Raw genomic sequence first — 15,131 nt, forward strand, 5'->3', positions numbered from 1 at the left:
CCCGGGGCCGGGACGCCCCACCGCCAGCTGTCATACGGAGAACGCCATGACTCGCACTCCCGTGAACGTCACCGTCACCGGCGCGGCCGGCCAGATCGGTTACGCCCTGCTCTTCCGCATCGCCTCCGGCCAGCTGCTCGGCGCGGACGTGCCGGTCAAGCTGCGCCTCCTGGAGATCACTCCGGCGCTCAAGGCCGCCGAGGGCACCGCGATGGAGCTGGACGACTGCGCGTTCCCGCTGCTCCAGGGCATCGAGATCACCGACGACCCGAACGTGGCCTTCGACGGCGCCAACGTCGCCCTCCTCGTCGGCGCCCGCCCCCGCACCAAGGGCATGGAGCGCGGCGACCTCCTGGAGGCCAACGGCGGCATCTTCAAGCCGCAGGGCAAGGCCATCAACGACCACGCCGCGGACGACATCAAGGTCCTCGTCGTCGGCAACCCGGCCAACACCAACGCCCTGATCGCCCAGGCCGCCGCCCCGGACGTACCGGCCGAACGCTTCACCGCGATGACCCGTCTGGACCACAACCGCGCGCTGACCCAGCTCGCGAAGAAGACGGGCTCGACGGTCGCCGACATCAAGCGCCTGACCATCTGGGGCAACCACTCCGCCACCCAGTACCCGGACATCTTCCACGCCACCGTCGCCGGCAAGAACGCCGCCGAGGCCGTGAACGACGAGAAGTGGCTGGCCGACGAGTTCATCCCGACCGTCGCCAAGCGCGGCGCCGCCATCATCGAGGCCCGCGGCGCCTCCTCGGCCGCCTCCGCCGCCAACGCCGCCATCGACCACGTGCACACCTGGGTCAACGGCACCGCCGAGGGCGACTGGACCTCCATGGGCATCCCGTCGGACGGCTCCTACGGCGTCCCGGAGGGCATCATCTCCTCCTTCCCGGTCACCACGAAGGACGGGTCGTACGAGATCGTCCAGGGCCTGGACATCAACGAGTTCTCCCGCGCCCGCATCGACGCCTCCGTCAAGGAGCTGTCGGAGGAGCGCGAGGCGGTCCGCGGTCTCGGCCTCATCTGAGCCCGCCCCGACGCCCGCACGGGCCCCGTTCCGGCTCAGGCCGGGACGGGGCCCGTGTCCGTTTCTGTGCACCCATAGGACCCTTTTGCCGCTTTCCTTCGTGATCCGCCGCACTTTCGGCTGCCGAATCGGCATGCAAACGGGGTCGCGGGGCAGGGGCTCACGGTCCCCGAGAGCGACACCCGGGTGACGCGGGGGGACCGATCAGGAACGGAAGGCAACACCGACCATGGCGAACAGCACGCACACTCCGGCGGAGCGGGCGCACCGGACCATCCACGCGGGAGGCGAGTGGCTCGCGGCGTCCTCCGGCGCCACGCGCGAGATCCTCGACCCCGCGGACGCCGTGGCGTTCGCCGTGGTCGCGGAGGGCGACGAGAAGGACACCGACCTCGCGGTGGCCGCCGCCCGCCGCGCCTTCGACGCGGGCGACTGGCCGCACACCCCGGTCGCCGAGCGCGCCGCGCTGCTGCGCCGCGTCGCCGGTCTCCTCGTGCGCGACCGCGAGAAGCTGGGCCTGCTGGAGAGCCGCGACGCGGGCAAGACCGTCGAGGAGGGGCGCGTCGACATCGACTGCGTCGCCGACGCCTTCCGCTACTTCGCCGACCTGGTCGCGGGCGAGGCCCCCGGCCGCGTCGTCGACGCGGGCTCGCCCGAGGTCCACAGCGTCGTCGTGCACGAGCCGGTCGGCGTCTGCGCGATGATCACGCCCTGGAACTACCCGCTCCTCCAGGCCAGTTGGAAGATCGCCCCGGCGCTCGCCGCCGGCAACACCTTCGTGATCAAGCCCAGCGAGATCACCCCGCTCACCACGGTCGCCCTGATCGACCTGCTCGTCGAGGCGGGTCTCCCCACCGGCGTCGCGAACGTCGTCACCGGCCCCGGGCACACCGTCGGCGCCCGGCTCGCCGAGCACCCCGACGTCGATCTGGTCTCCTTCACCGGCGGCCTGACCAGCGGCGTCAAGGTCGCCCAGGCCGCCGCCGTCACCGTCAAGAAGGTCGCCCTCGAACTCGGCGGCAAGAACCCCAACGTGGTCTTCGCCGACGCCTGCGAGACCGAGGAGGGCTTCGACACCGCCGTCGACCAGGCCCTCAACGCCGCCTTCATCCACAGCGGGCAGGTCTGCTCCGCCGGTGGCCGCCTCATCGTCGAGGAGTCGGTCCGCGAACGCTTCGTCGCCGAACTCGCCCGCCGCGCGGAGCGGATCCGCCTGGGCCGCGGCACCGAGGAGGGCGTCGAGTGCGGCCCGCTCGTCTCCGCGCAGCAGCGCGCCAAGACCGAGGACTATGTCGCCTCCGCCCTCGCCGAGGGCGCCGAGCTGCGCTGCGGCGGCAAGCGCCCCGAGCCGTCCCCCCAGCGGCCCGAGAGCGGCTACTTCTACGAGCCGACCGTCCTCGACCACTGCCACCGGGAGATGCGGGTCGTACGGGAGGAGGTCTTCGGACCGGTCCTCACCGTCGAGACCTTCCGCACCGAGGACGAGGCCGTAGCCCTCGCCAACGACACCGAGTACGGTCTGGCCGGTGCCGTCTGGACCGCCGACGCGGGACGGGCCCGCCGGGTCGCGGGCCGGCTGCGGCACGGCACCGTGTGGATCAACGACTTCCACCCCTACCTGCCGCAGGCGGAGTGGGGCGGCTTCGGCAAGAGCGGCGTGGGCCGCGAACTGGGCCCCGCGGGCCTCGCCGAGTACCGCGAGAGCAAGCACGTCTACCAGAACCTCGCGCCGAAGCCCGTCCGCTGGTTCTCCGGCTGACCCCCCGCGCCGCCCCCTCTCCACCCGTCTCCACCCGTCGCACCGCGTCCCCACCCCCTCTGGAGTACCCCCATGTCCAAAACCACCCAGGTCTACGACTACGTCGTCATCGGCGGCGGCACCGCGGGCTCGGTGATCGCCTCCCGCCTCACCGAGAACCCGGACGTCACCGTCGCCGTCATCGAGGGCGGCCCCAGCGACGTCGGCCGCGACGACGTGCTGACCCTGCGCCGCTGGATGGGCCTGCTCGGCGGCGAGCTGGACTACGACTACCCCACCACCGAGCAGCCGCGCGGCAATTCGCACATCCGGCACAGCCGTGCCCGCGTCCTCGGCGGCTGCTCCTCGCACAACACCCTCATCGCCTTCAAGCCGCTGCCCTCCGACTGGGACGAGTGGGAGGCGGCCGGTGCCAAGGGCTGGGGCGCGGTCCAGATGGAGGCGTACTTCGCCCGGCTGAAGAACAACGTCGTCCCGGTCGACGAGAAGGACCGGAACGCCATCGCCCGCGACTTCGTGGACTCGGCGCAGAAGACACTGGACGTCCCCCGGGTCGAGGGCTTCAACAAGAAGCCGTTCACCGAGGGCGTCGGCTTCTTCGACCTCGCCTACCACCCCGAGAACAACAAGCGCTCCTCGGCGTCGGTGGCCTACCTGCACCCCGTGATGGACGAGCGCGCCAACCTCACGCTCATGCTGGAGACCTGGGCGTACCAGCTCGAACTCGACGGCACCCGCGCCGAGGGCGTCCACGTCCGCACCAAGGACGGCGAGGAGATCCTGGTCAAGGCCCGGGGCGAGGTGGTCCTGTGCGCCGGTGCCGTCGACTCCCCGCGCCTGCTGCTGCACTCCGGCATCGGCCCTCGCGAAGACCTCGAAGCCCTCGGCATACCCGTGGCGCTCGACCTGCCCGGCGTCGGCGAGAACCTGCTCGACCACCCCGAGTCGGTGATCGTGTGGGAGACCAACGGCCCCATCCCGGACAACTCCGCGATGGACTCCGACGCCGGTCTGTTCGTGCGCCGCGACCCCGAACACGCGGGCCCCGACCTGATGTTCCACTTCTACCAGATCCCGTTCACGGACAACCCGGAGCGCCTCGGCTACGAGCGCCCGGAGTTCGGCGTCTCCATGACCCCGAACATCCCCAAGCCGAAGTCCCGCGGCCGCCTCTACCTGACCAGCGCCGACCCGTCCGAGAAGCCCGCCCTGGACTTCCGGTACTTCACCGACGAGGACGACTACGACGGCCGCACCCTCGTCGACGGCATCCGCATCGCCCGCGAGATCGCCAAGTCCCAGCCGCTGGCCGGATGGCTCAAGCGCGAGGTCTGCCCCGGCCCGGACGTCACCGGCGACGAGGAGCTGAGCGAGTACGCCCGCAAGGTCGCCCACACCGTCTACCACCCGGCCGGCACCTGCCGGATGGGCGCCGCCACCGACGAGAGCGCCGTCGTCGACCCCGAGCTGCGCGTCCGCGGCCTGACGGGCCTGCGCATCGCCGACGCCTCCGTCTTCCCGACCATGCCCGCCGTCAACCCGATGATCGGCGTCCTCATGGTCGGCGAGCGCGCCGTCGAGCTGATCGGCGGTGACGCCCGATGAGCACCACCGACAAGGACACCACCACCGCCACCGCCGCCGCCGCGACCGACACCGTGACCGAGCGGCCGCCGGTCTTCTCCGTCGACGGCCTGTGGAAGGTCTTCGGCCCGAAGGCCGCCCGCGTCCCCGCCGACCCGGACCTCACCTCCCTGAGCCCGGCCGAGCTGCGCTCCCGCACCGGCTGCACCGCCGCCGTCGCCGACGTCTCCTTCGACGTGCGCAAGGGCGAGGTCTTCGTCGTCATGGGCCTGTCCGGCTCCGGCAAGTCCACCCTCGTACGCTGCCTGACCCGCCTCATCGAGCCGACGGCCGGGTCCATCGCCATCGACGGCGAGGACGTCCGGGCGATGGACAAGACCCGGCTGCGCGAACTGCGCCGCCACCGTGCCGCCATGGTCTTCCAGCACTTCGGCCTGCTCCCGCACCGCACCGTCCTGGACAACGTCGCCTACGGCCTGGAGGTCCAGGGCATGGGCCGCGCCGAACGCCGGGAGCGCGCCGCCGCGATCGTCGCCAAGGTCGGCCTGGAGGGCCTGGAGCAGCGCCGCCCCGGCCAGCTCTCCGGCGGCCAGCGCCAGCGCGTCGGCCTCGCCCGCGCCCTCGCCGTCGACCCCGAGGTGCTGCTCTTCGACGAGCCGTTCAGCGCGCTGGACCCGCTGATCCGGCGGGACATGCAGGAGGAGGTCGTCCGGCTGCACCGCGAGGAGGGCCGCACGATGGTCTTCATCACCCACGACCTCCAGGAAGCCCTCAAGCTCGGCGACCGCATCGCCCTGATGCGCGACGGCCGCGTGGTGCAGCTCGGCACGCCGGAGGAGATCGTCGGCTCGCCCGCCGACGACTACGTCCGCGAGTTCGTCCGCGACGTCCCGCGCGAGCAGGTCCTCACCGTCCGCACGGCCATGCGCCCCGCCGCGAACGCCGACGAGGCGGGCACGGGCCCGGCGATCCGCCCCGAGGCCACGGTCTCGGAGGCCATCGAGGCGGTGGCAAGGGCAGCCTCCCCGGCCCGAGTGATGACCGAGGGCCGCTGCCTGGGCGTGGTCGACGCAACCGACCTCCTGTCGGTAATAGCAGGCACGGCAGACGAGCCCGCCCCCGCTGCGGGCAGTCGTGCCGCTGGGGCGGCACGGGTGGGCGCAGCGGCACCGGCCGAGCGCCGTAAGCCGACAGCCCCCGCCGAGCCCACCACCGAGGAGCCGGTCTGATGGCAACGATCACCGCACAGGCCTCTCAAAAGGCCGCCCCGCCGGGCATACTCACCCACCCCGCGACCCGCAAGCTCCTCGCCCTGGCGGCACTGGCCGCGATCCTCGCCCCCATAGCCGCCACGCAGTGGTCCGGCGCAACCTGGCCCACCGCCCTCACCGTCGACGTCTCCGAACCGCTCGGCAGGGCCAGCGACTGGATCATCGACAACCGGGACAGCCACCCCCTGTTCCTCTACTTCTTCGGCCACGTCAGCAACATCGTCGTCATCGCCGTACGCGCCGTGTACCTCGCCCTCCTCGCCGTCGGCTGGGCCGGGGTCACCGCGATCGGCGCCCTGGTCGCCTGGCGGGTGGCCGGGGTGAAGCTCGCGGCGGGCACCGCGGCCGCGTTCCTGGCCTGCGGCCTGCTCGGCATGTGGGTGCCGACGATGCAGACCCTCGCCCTGATGGTCGTGGCCGTCCTAGCCTCCGTCGCGGTCGGCGCCCTGCTGGGCCTCGCCGCGGGCCTGTCCGACCGGATGGACCGCGTCCTGCGCCCGGTGCTGGACACCATGCAGGTGCTGCCCGCCTTCGCCTACCTCCTTCCCGTCGTCCTGGTCTTCGGCATCGGTGTCCCCGCCGCCGTGCTGGCCACCGTCGTCTACGCCGCCCCGCCCATGGCCCGGCTCACCTCGCTGGGCCTGCGCGGCGCGGACCGGGAGGTCCTGGAGGCCGTCGAGTCCCTCGGCACCACCGCCCGCCAGCGCCTGCTGACCGCCCGCATCCCGCTGGCCCGCAAGGAACTCCTCCTCGGCGTCAACCAGACGATCATGATGGCGCTGTCCATGGCCGTCATCGCCTCCGTCATCGGCGCCGGCGGCCTCGGCGACCGCGTCTACCAGGCGCTCGCCTCGGTCGACGTCGGCGCGGCCCTCGCGGCCGGCATCCCGATCGTGCTGCTCGCCGTCGTCCTGGACCGGGTGACCGGCGCGGCCGGGGAACGGCTCGGCGAGTCCGGAAAGTCCCCGGTGACCTGGCTGTACGCCTTGGTCGTCGCCGCGGCCGTCGCGCTCGCCGGACGCCTGGCCGGCTTCCTCGACTGGCCCGACGGGTGGGACGTGGACATCGCCGAGCCCGTCAACCGGGCCGTCGACTGGATGACCGCCCACCTGTACTCCGGCGTCCCCGTCGTCGGCGGCACCGCCGACTGGGCCGCCCACTTCACCAGCTGGGTCCTCAACCCGCTCCGCGACGGCCTCCAGTGGCTGCCCTGGTGGTCCGTACTCCTCGTCGTCGCCGCCCTGGCCTGGCTGATCGGCACCTGGCGCACCGCGCTCACCGCCGTCCTCGCGATGGCCGCGATCGGCGTGCTCGGCGTGTGGAACCCGTCCCTGGACACGCTCTCCCAGGTGCTCGCCGCCGTCGCCGTGACCCTGGTCCTCGGCTTCGCCACCGGCATCGCCGCCGCCCGCAGCGACCGCTTCGAGCGCCTGCTGCGGCCCGTGCTCGACGTCTTCCAGACCATGCCGCAGTTCGTGTACCTGATCCCGGTCGTCGCCCTGTTCGGCGTGGGCCGCGCGCCCGCCGTGGCGGCCGCCGTCGTCTACGCCCTCCCGGCCGTCGTCCGCATCACCGCCCAGGGGCTGCGCCAGGTCGACCCGGCCGCCATGGAGTCGGCCCGTTCGCTCGGCGCCACCAGCGGCCAGCAGCTCCGCCAGGTCCAGCTCCCGCTGGCCCGCCCGGCCCTGCTGCTCGCCGTCAACCAGGGCGTCGTCCTGGTCCTCGCCGTCGTCATCATCGGCGGCCTGGTCGGCGGTGGCGCGCTCGGCTACCAGGTCGTCTTCGGCCTGGCGCAGGGCGACCTGGCGACCGGCCTGGTCGCGGGCGCCGCGATCGTCTGCCTCGGCCTGATGCTCGACCGCGTCACCCAGCCCACCGAACGCCGTACGACGAAGAAGGGAGCCTGAGATGTCCCGCAAGCGGATCACGGCTGCCGCCGCCGTGCTGGTGCTGGCCACCGGCTGCGGCGCCGCCGACATGACCAAGCAGGCGTCCCCCTACGCCAACGCCCATGGCGCCAGGACCGTCACCCTGTCCGTTCAGTCCTGGGTCGGCGCCCAGGCCAACGTGGCCGTCGCCCAGTACCTGCTGGAGCACGAGCTGGGCTACCGCGTCGACACCGTCCAGGTCGACGAGGTCCCCGCCTGGGACGCGCTCAGCCAGGGCCGGGTCGACGCCATCCTGGAGGACTGGGGCCACCCCGAGCAGGAACAGCGCTACGTCCAGGACAAGAAGACCATCGCCGCGGGCGGCGACCTCGGCGTCACCGGGCACATCGGCTGGTTCGTGCCGACGTACTTCGCGAAGAAGCACCCGGACGTCACTGACTGGAAGAACCTCGACAAGTACGCCGACCTGCTGCGCACCGCGGAGAGCGGCGGCAAGGGCCAGCTCCTGGACGGCTCCCCGTCCTACGTCACCAACGACAAGGCCCTGGTGAAGAACCTGGACCTGGACTACCAGGTCGTCTTCGCCGGTTCCGAGGCCGCCCAGATCACCCAGATGCAGCAGTTCGCCAAGGAGAAGAAGCCCTTCCTCAGCTACTGGTACACCCCTCAGTGGCTGATGCAGAAGGTCCCGATGACCGAGGTGAAGCTGCCGCCGTACGAGGAGGGCTGCGACGCCGACCCGGAGAAGGTCGCCTGCGCCTACCCCGTCACCCCGCTGCAGAAGTACCTCAACGCCGGCTTCGCCAAGGACGGCGGCGAGGCGGCGGAGTTCCTCAAGCGGTTCAAGTGGACGACGGAGGACCAGAACCAGGTCTCGCTGATGATCGCCGAGCAGAAGATGCGGCCCGAGGAGGCGGCGAAGAAGTGGGTGGACGGCCACGAGTCCGTCTGGAAGAAGTGGCTGCCCTGACCCTCACTCCGCGGGCCGTCCCGCGAGCCCTGCCGCGGCCTCCCGCACCGCCTGCTCCGCCTGCAGCTGGAGACCCGGCCCGAAGGTGATCCGGGTGGCCCCGAGCCCGCCGAGTTCGGCGGGCTCGGGGCCCTCCCCGGGCCGCGCGAACACGTTCACCGGCCCCTGGATCCCGGCCCGCAGCAACGGCAGCAGGGCGGTGGGCGCGGCGATCGGATACACGCAGTCGGCGCCCGCGGCGACGTAGGCGGCGGCCCGCTCGATCGCCGCGCCCGGATCGTCGACGCCCCGGATGAACGTGTCGATCCGGGCGTTGAGGAAGAGCCGGTCACCGGCCTCCTCCCGCACCCCGGCCAGCCACTCGGCGTGCTCCGCCGGGTCCTTGAGCCCCTCGGCGGTGGAGTCCTCCAGGTTGCAGCCGACCACGCCCACCTCCAGGAGCCGCTCCACCAGCTCCTTCGGCGCCAGGCCGTAGCCGTCCTCGACGTCCGCCGACACGGGGACGTCCACGGCGCGCACGATCCGCGCCACCGCCGCGAACATCTCGTCGGCCGGGGTCTGCCCGTCCTCGTACCCGAGCGAGGCCGCCACGCCGGCGCTCGGCGTCGCCAGCGCCGGGAACCCGGCCTCCGCGAACACCCGGGCGCTCGCCGCGTCCCAGGGGCCCGGCAGGACGAGGGGGTCGTCCGGAACCCGGCCGTGGTGCAGGGCGCGGAACGCGGCGGCATGACTCACGGTGTGTAACCCCCCGGTGGGACCCTGCGGCTGACCATCAGCCGGTTCCAGCTGTTGATGACGGTGATCAGCCCGATCAGGTGGGCCAGTTCGCCGTCGTCGAAGTGTACGGCGGCCTCCGCGTACACCGCGTCGGACACGAAGCCCTCGGTCAGGACGGTCATCGCCTCGGTCAGCGCGAGCGCGGCCCGCTCCCGCCCGTCGTACAGGTCCTCCGCCTCCTCCCAGGCGGCGAGCAGACCGAGGCGCTCCTCGGTCTCCCCGTTCCCGCGGGCCAGGGTGAGGTGCATGTCCAGGCAGAACGCGCAGTGGTTGAGCTGCGAGGCCCGGATCATCACCAACTCGGCGAGCACGGGGTCGCCGAGCCCCTTCTTGGCCGCCGCGCTCAGCGCCGACAGCGTCTTCCCGACCTCCCGGTCCAGAAGCTGGGTGCGTCCCGTCACGCGTGCCCGCCGGGCGTGTAGTGGCCCGGCGTCATCCGGCAGGTCACGCCGAACCGGTTCCAGGCGTTGATCGTCGTGATCGCGGCGATCAGCTGCGCCAGCTCCGGCTCGTCGAAGTGCTCGGCGGCCTTCGCGTACACCTCGTCCGGCACGAAGCCGTCGGTCAGCACGGTGACCGCCTCGGTCAGCTCGATCGCCGCCAGCTCCTTCTCCGTGTAGAAGTGCCGCGACTCCTCCCAGGCGGCCAGCTGCACGATCCGCTCCACACTCTCGCCGGCCGCGAGGGCGTCCTTGGTGTGCATGTCGAGGCAGAAGGCGCAGTGGTTGATCTGCGAGGCGCGGATCTTCACCAGCTCGTACAGCGCCGGGTCCAGTCCCCGCTTGGCGACGGTCTCGAGCCGGATCATCGCCTTGTAGACCTCGGGGGCGTGCTGGGACCAGTTCAGCCGGACTGGCAGCTCGGCGGCGTAGTCGGTGGTCTTCGTGTCATCGGTGGGTGTCGTCATGCCTTCGACCCTAGGAAGGAAACAGCCCAGCGGTATGGTCCATTTCCATGGCGAATTCCTGGGCCACTCTCGGCGTCGACCTGCACCTCGAACCCACCGGTCCCGGCCTGCGCCGCGGCCTCACCGACGCGCTGCGCGAGGCCGTCCGCACGGGCCGCCTGGGCCCCGGCACCCGGCTGCCCTCGTCGCGCGTCCTCGCCGCCGACCTCGGCATCGCGCGCAACACCGTCGCCGACGCCTACGCCGACCTCGTCGCCGAGGGCTGGCTCACCGCGCGCCAGGGCTCGGGCACCCGCGTCGCCGACCGGGTCGCCGCCCCGCCGGCCGAAGCCTCCGCCCGGCGCCCACGGGAGCCCGCCCGGCCCGTCCACGACCTGCGCCCCGGCAGCCCGGACCTCGCCAGCTTTCCGCGCGTCGAGTGGCTCCGGGCCGCCCGGCGGGCCGTCACGGCCGCCCCCAACGACGCCTTCGGCTACGGCGATCCCCGCGGCCACCCCGAGCTGCGCGGCGCGCTGTCCGCCTACCTCGCCCGTGCCCGGGGCGTGCGCACCGCCCCCGGCCACGTGCTGGTCTGCGGCGGCGTCGCGCACGCCCTGGTGGTGCTGGCCGCGGTGCTGCGGGCGCGCGGCGTGCGCACCGTGGCCGTCGAGTCGTACGGCCTCCACGTCCACCGCGACCTGCTCGAAGCCGCCGGTCTGCGGACCGTCCCGCTGCCCGTCGACGGCCGGGGTGCCGACCCCGGGGCGCTCACGGACGCGGGCGCCGTGCTGCTCACCCCCGCCCACCAGTTCCCGACCGGTGTGCCGCTGCACCCCGACCGCCGGGCGGCCGTCGTGGACTGGGCGCGGCGCACCGGCGCCCTGATCCTGGAGGACGACTACGACGGCGAGTTCCGCTACGACCGGCAGCCCGTCGGCGCCCTCCAGGGACTCGCCCCCGACCACGTCGTCTACTTCGGCACGGCCAGCAAGTCCCTCGCCCCCGGCCTGCGACTGGCCTGGGCCGTGCTCCCGCCGGGGCTGGCCGACGAGGTCACCGCGACGCGCGGCGGCTCCGACACGTGCAGCGTGCTGGAGCAGCTCACCCTGGCCGAGTTCCTCGCCTCCGGGGCCTACGACCGCCACGTCCGCGCCTCCCGCCTGCGTTACCGGCGCCGCCGGGACGCCCTGGTCGCCGCCCTCGCCGGGCGCGATCCCGAGGTGCGGATCGCCGGGATCGCGGCCGGTCTGCACGCCGTACTCGGTCTGCCGCCCGGCACCGAGCAGCAGGTCCTCAGATCGGCGGCCTGGCAGGGCCTGGGCCTGCACGGCCTGTCCGTCTTCCGCCACCCGAGGGCCACCACCGAACCGCTGGACGCGGTGGTCGTCGGTTACGGCACCCCGCCCGACCACGCCTGGACGGGCGCCCTGGACGCGCTGTGCCGGGCGCTGCCCTAGGGGGCCAGGGGGCCAGGGGGGTGTCGCCGATGCCGGCCGGGCCCGCGACCGGTTCGACAGGTGCCCTTCCGCATCACGGACACTCACGGCATGCCCCCGCCCCACCCGGTAGCCTGGCCACGGGCCGTGACTGGCGCGCTGGGATGGGACGAACCATCGGGAAGCGGCCCCGGAACACCGAGAGCCGTGCGCCTGGGCCATCCGTACCGCGAACGCTGAAACCGACGTCCGGAGGACCCCTTGCCCGCCGAAATCTCCCCCGAGTCCACCGCCTACCGAGCCGCGCTCGACGTCATCCGAGCCGTCGAACCCCGCGTCGCGGACGCCATCGGCCAGGAGGTCGCCGACCAGCGCGAGATGCTCAAGCTGATCGCCTCCGAGAACTACGCCTCCCCGGCCACGCTGCTGGCGATGGGCAACTGGTTCAGCGACAAGTACGCCGAGGGCACCATCGGCCGCCGCTTCTACGCCGGCTGCCGCAACGTCGACACCGTCGAGTCCCTCGCCGCCGAGCACGCGCGTGAGCTGTTCGGCGCCCGCCACGCCTACGTCCAGCCGCACTCCGGCATCGACGCCAACCTGGTCGCCTTCTGGGCCGTCCTGGGCGCCCGGGTCGAGGTCCCCTTCCTGGAGAAGACCGGCGCCCGCCAGGTCAATGACCTGACCGACGCCGACTGGGCCGAGCTGCGCCAGGCCTTCGGCAACCAGCGGATGCTCGGCATGTCCCTGGACGCCGGCGGCCACCTCACCCACGGCTTCCGCCCGAACATCTCCGGCAAGATGTTCGACCAGCGCTCCTACGGCACCGACCCGGCCACCGGCCTCATCGACTACGAGGCCCTGCGCGCCTCCGCCCGCGAGTTCAAGCCGCTGATCATCGTCGCGGGCTACTCCGCGTACCCCCGGCTGGTGAACTTCCGGATCATGCGCGAGATCGCCGACGAGGTCGGCGCGACCCTCATGGTGGACATGGCGCACTTCGCGGGCCTGGTCGCGGGCAAGGTCCTGACCGGTGACTTCGACCCGGTCCCGCACGCCCAGATCGTGACGACCACCACCCACAAGTCGCTGCGCGGCCCGCGCGGCGGCATGGTCCTGTGCGACGACTCGCTCAAGGACCAGGTCGACCGCGGCTGCCCGATGGTCCTCGGCGGCCCGCTCCCGCACGTCATGGCCGCCAAGGCCGTCGCCCTCGCCGAGGCCCGGCAGCCCGCGTTCCAGGACTACGCCCAGCGCATCGTCGACAACGCCCGCGCCCTCGCCGAGGGCCTGACCAAGCGCGGCGCCACCCTGGTCACCGGCGGCACCGACAACCACCTCAACCTGATCGACGTGGCGTCCTCCTACGGCCTCACCGGCCGCCAGGCCGAGGCCGCCCTGCTCGACTCCGGCATCGTCACCAACCGCAACGCCATCCCGGCCGACCCGAACGGCGCCTGGTACACCTCCGGCATCCGCATCGGCACCCCGGCGCTGACCACGCGCGGTCTGGGCACGGCGGAGATGGACGAGGTCGCGGGCCTCATCGACCGCGTCCTCACCGCCACCGAGCCCGGCACCACCAAGTCCGGCGCCCCGTCCAAGGCCTCCCACGTCCTCGACGCGAAGGTCGCCGACGAGATCTCGCACCGCGCCACCGACCTGGTGGCCGGCTTCCCGCTGTACCCGGAGATCGACCTCGGCTGACCGCCCCGTCGCGCGACCTACAGGTCGATCAGCTCCTGACGCGGCTCCCCGCGCGGCGGTCCGGCACGGTACCGGTCCGCCGCGCGGCGCATCAGCAGCGTCCCCGCGACGCCCGCGCCCAGCCCGGCGGCGGCCCACCACACCCCGTCCGGCGCTCCGCCGTCCCCTCCGCTCCCGCCCCCGGCGCCGGTCCCGGTCCCGTCCTTCGCGAAGAAGCCCTCGTCGACCAGCCAGGCGTAGGTGCTCCGGTCCACCCGGTGCCAGCGGATGTCGTCGTCCGCCACGTCCGGCGCCGGATCGGTGCGCACCCACGGCGTGCCGTCCCCGGCCAGGAACAGCTGGTCCTGCCGCAGCATCGCCACGTCCCCGCCCGGCGCCCGCTCCGTCTGCGGCCACCCCCCGACCCCGGTCAGCCCCCACAGCACCGTGAACCGCACCGCGGGGCGGCGGTCCCGCGTCCAGTCCTCCGGCACCGGCTCGGATCCCGTGTACGCCGGGTCGAGCAGGCTGCGCAGCCGGTCGAAGTCCCGCTCACCCGCGTGCCAGGACGTGGTGCGCCCCGTGCCGGTCCACACGATCACCGCCACGTCCGGATCCACCAGGGGCGCCGTACCGTCCGCCATCGCGGTCCCCGGCACCCCCGCCCACAGCACCGCGGCCGTCGCCGCCCCCGCCCACCACCGCATGCCGTACCCCCTCCGTCCCCGCCCTTGTTACACCGCCGGGCCAGGAATGGAGCCCCCCTGTACCGAACCAGTGCCCGACCGCCCCCCGAAGCCTGAGAGAATGGTGAACATGGCCTCTGAACGTCCCCGCGTGCTCTCCGGTATCCAGCCGACCTCCGGCTCGTTCCACCTCGGCAACTACCTCGGCGCCGTCCGCCAGTGGGTCGACATGCAGGACACCCACGACGCGTTCTACATGGTCGTCGACCTGCACGCGATCACGGTCCCGCAGGACCCGAAGGAGCTGCGCGAGAACACCCGCGTCGCCGCCGCCCAGCTGCTCGCGGCCGGCCTCGACCCGGACCGCTGCACCCTGTTCGTGCAGAGCCACGTCCCCGAGCACGCCCAGCTCGGCTGGCTGATGAACTGCATCACAGGCTTCGGCGAGGCCTCCCGGATGACGCAGTTCAAGGACAAGTCGGCCAAGCAGGGCAACGACCGCACCACCGTCGGCCTGTTCACGTACCCGATGCTGATGGTCGCCGACATCCTGCTGTACCAGGCCGACCAGGTCCCCGTCGGCGAGGACCAGCGCCAGCACCTGGAGCTGACCCGCGACCTCGCGGACCGCTTCAACCAGACCTACGGCGACGCCTTCACCGTGCCGACCGCGTACATCCTCAAGGAGACGGCGAAGATCTACGACCTTCAGGAGCCGACCGCCAAGATGAGCAAGTCGGCGGCCACCCCGAAGGGCCTGATCAACCTCCTCGACGAGCCGAAGGCCACCGCGAAGAAGGTGCGGAGCGCGGTCACGGACACCGACACCGTGGTCCGCTTCGACCGCGAGCACAAGCCCGGCGTCAGCAATCTGCTGACGATCTACTCCACCCTCACCGGCGCCGAGATCGCGGAGCTGGAGCGGAAGTACGAGGGCAAGGGCTACGGCGCGCTGAAGACGGACCTGGCCGACGTCGTCGTGGAGTTCGTCACCCCCTTCCGGGAGCGCACCCGGCAGTACCTGGACGACCCGGAGACGCTCGACGCGATCCTCGCCAAGGGCGCGGAGAAGGCCAGGAGCGTCGCCGCCGAGACCCTCGCCCGGGCGTACGACGAGGTGGGCTTCCTCCCCGCCAAGCACTGACCCCCGG

The 15,131-nt window shown here is 72.7% G+C and carries 13 protein-coding genes and 1 riboswitch; of the genes, 9 read left to right on the forward strand and 4 right to left on the reverse strand.

All coding sequences use genetic code 11. From position 1 onward, the window contains the following. Positions 1–46 precede the first annotated feature (46 nt). The 6 genes from ACH4D3_RS16825 (at position 47) to ACH4D3_RS16850 (ending at position 8,509) form a co-directional block, all read left to right on the forward strand. Positions 47–1,036, forward strand: coding sequence for a malate dehydrogenase (locus tag ACH4D3_RS16825; RefSeq protein ID WP_159323956.1), 990 nt, complete (start codon positions 47–49; stop codon positions 1,034–1,036). Between the two features lie 229 nt (positions 1,037–1,265). Then, positions 1,266–2,795 (forward strand): aldehyde dehydrogenase family protein, encoded by a 1,530-nt coding sequence (locus tag ACH4D3_RS16830; RefSeq protein ID WP_398322492.1) that lies wholly within the window; start codon positions 1,266–1,268, stop codon positions 2,793–2,795. A gap of 72 nt (positions 2,796–2,867) precedes the next feature. Further along, complete coding sequence (locus tag ACH4D3_RS16835; protein WP_398322495.1) at positions 2,868–4,400, forward strand: GMC family oxidoreductase; 1,533 nt, start codon at positions 2,868–2,870, stop codon at positions 4,398–4,400. Next, entirely contained in the window at positions 4,397–5,608 is a 1,212-nt protein-coding gene (locus ACH4D3_RS16840; RefSeq protein WP_398322498.1) for a glycine betaine/L-proline ABC transporter ATP-binding protein, read from the forward strand. Before ACH4D3_RS16835 ends, ACH4D3_RS16840 begins: the two co-directional genes overlap by 4 nt. Next, positions 5,608–7,557 carry an ABC transporter permease gene (locus ACH4D3_RS16845; RefSeq protein ID WP_398322501.1) on the forward strand — a complete coding sequence of 650 codons (1,950 nt, stop codon included), beginning with the start codon at positions 5,608–5,610 and terminating at the stop codon, positions 7,555–7,557. The genes ACH4D3_RS16840 and ACH4D3_RS16845 overlap by 1 nt, the downstream gene beginning before the upstream one ends. A gap of 1 nt (position 7,558) precedes the next feature. Further along, positions 7,559–8,509, forward strand: a complete 951-nt coding sequence (locus ACH4D3_RS16850) for an ABC transporter substrate-binding protein (RefSeq protein ID WP_398322503.1) — start codon at positions 7,559–7,561, stop codon at positions 8,507–8,509. Between the two features lie 3 nt (positions 8,510–8,512). Here ACH4D3_RS16850 and ACH4D3_RS16855 read toward each other — a convergent pair whose 3' ends face one another. From ACH4D3_RS16855 to ACH4D3_RS16865, 3 genes are read right to left on the reverse strand one after another with little or no spacing between them, the layout of a single operon-like run. Beyond that, positions 8,513–9,244 (reverse strand): isocitrate lyase/phosphoenolpyruvate mutase family protein, encoded by a 732-nt coding sequence (locus tag ACH4D3_RS16855; RefSeq protein ID WP_398322506.1) that lies wholly within the window; start codon positions 9,242–9,244, stop codon positions 8,513–8,515. Then, on the reverse strand, positions 9,241–9,687 hold the full coding sequence (locus ACH4D3_RS16860; protein WP_398322509.1) for a carboxymuconolactone decarboxylase family protein: 447 nt from the start codon (positions 9,685–9,687) through the stop codon (positions 9,241–9,243). Before ACH4D3_RS16860 ends, ACH4D3_RS16855 begins: the two co-directional genes overlap by 4 nt. Next, positions 9,684–10,193 carry a carboxymuconolactone decarboxylase family protein gene (locus ACH4D3_RS16865; protein ID WP_398322512.1) on the reverse strand — a complete coding sequence of 170 codons (510 nt, stop codon included), beginning with the start codon at positions 10,191–10,193 and terminating at the stop codon, positions 9,684–9,686. Before ACH4D3_RS16865 ends, ACH4D3_RS16860 begins: the two co-directional genes overlap by 4 nt. 47 nt (positions 10,194–10,240) lie before the next feature. Here ACH4D3_RS16865 and ACH4D3_RS16870 point away from each other — a divergent pair, with 47 nt between their 5' ends. Further along, positions 10,241–11,629: a PLP-dependent aminotransferase family protein gene (locus ACH4D3_RS16870; RefSeq protein WP_398322515.1), complete on the forward strand. Its 1,389-nt coding sequence runs from the start codon at positions 10,241–10,243 to the stop codon at positions 11,627–11,629. A 116-nt stretch (positions 11,630–11,745) separates the two neighbouring features. Next, positions 11,746–11,834, forward strand: a riboswitch (ZMP/ZTP riboswitch). 35 nt (positions 11,835–11,869) lie between these two features. Further along, positions 11,870–13,315, forward strand: coding sequence for a glycine hydroxymethyltransferase (locus tag ACH4D3_RS16875; RefSeq protein ID WP_109034515.1), 1,446 nt, complete (start codon positions 11,870–11,872; stop codon positions 13,313–13,315). A 17-nt stretch (positions 13,316–13,332) separates the two neighbouring features. Here ACH4D3_RS16875 and ACH4D3_RS16880 read toward each other — a convergent pair whose 3' ends face one another. After that, positions 13,333–14,001: a hypothetical protein gene (locus ACH4D3_RS16880; protein WP_398322518.1), complete on the reverse strand. Its 669-nt coding sequence runs from the start codon at positions 13,999–14,001 to the stop codon at positions 13,333–13,335. 103 nt (positions 14,002–14,104) lie between these two features. Between ACH4D3_RS16880 and trpS the strand changes: the two genes are divergently transcribed. Next, positions 14,105–15,124, forward strand: a complete 1,020-nt coding sequence (gene trpS / locus ACH4D3_RS16885; protein ID WP_398322770.1) for a tryptophan--tRNA ligase — start codon at positions 14,105–14,107, stop codon at positions 15,122–15,124. Positions 15,125–15,131 lie beyond the last annotated feature (7 nt).

This window comes from Streptomyces sp. NPDC018026 (assembly GCF_044327745.1).
In the GTDB taxonomy this organism is placed as follows: Bacteria; Actinomycetota; Actinomycetes; order Streptomycetales; family Streptomycetaceae; genus Streptomyces; species Streptomyces rubrogriseus.

What these genes read in the sequence shown, in the direction of transcription:
- ACH4D3_RS16825 (WP_159323956.1), top strand. Translation starts at nt 47, where the DNA reads ATGACTCGCACTCCCGTGAACGTCACCGTCACCGGCGCGGCCGGCCAG.
- ACH4D3_RS16830 (WP_398322492.1), top strand. Translation starts at nt 1,266, where the DNA reads ATGGCGAACAGCACGCACACTCCGGCGGAGCGGGCGCACCGGACCATC.
- ACH4D3_RS16835 (WP_398322495.1), top strand. Translation starts at nt 2,868, where the DNA reads ATGTCCAAAACCACCCAGGTCTACGACTACGTCGTCATCGGCGGCGGC.
- ACH4D3_RS16840 (WP_398322498.1), top strand. Translation starts at nt 4,397, where the DNA reads ATGAGCACCACCGACAAGGACACCACCACCGCCACCGCCGCCGCCGCG.
- ACH4D3_RS16845 (WP_398322501.1), top strand. Translation starts at nt 5,608, where the DNA reads ATGGCAACGATCACCGCACAGGCCTCTCAAAAGGCCGCCCCGCCGGGC.
- ACH4D3_RS16850 (WP_398322503.1), top strand. Translation starts at nt 7,559, where the DNA reads ATGTCCCGCAAGCGGATCACGGCTGCCGCCGCCGTGCTGGTGCTGGCC.
- ACH4D3_RS16865 (WP_398322512.1), bottom strand. Translation starts at nt 10,193, where the DNA reads ATGACGACACCCACCGATGACACGAAGACCACCGACTACGCCGCCGAG.
- ACH4D3_RS16870 (WP_398322515.1), top strand. Translation starts at nt 10,241, where the DNA reads ATGGCGAATTCCTGGGCCACTCTCGGCGTCGACCTGCACCTCGAACCC.
- ACH4D3_RS16880 (WP_398322518.1), bottom strand. Translation starts at nt 14,001, where the DNA reads ATGCGGTGGTGGGCGGGGGCGGCGACGGCCGCGGTGCTGTGGGCGGGG.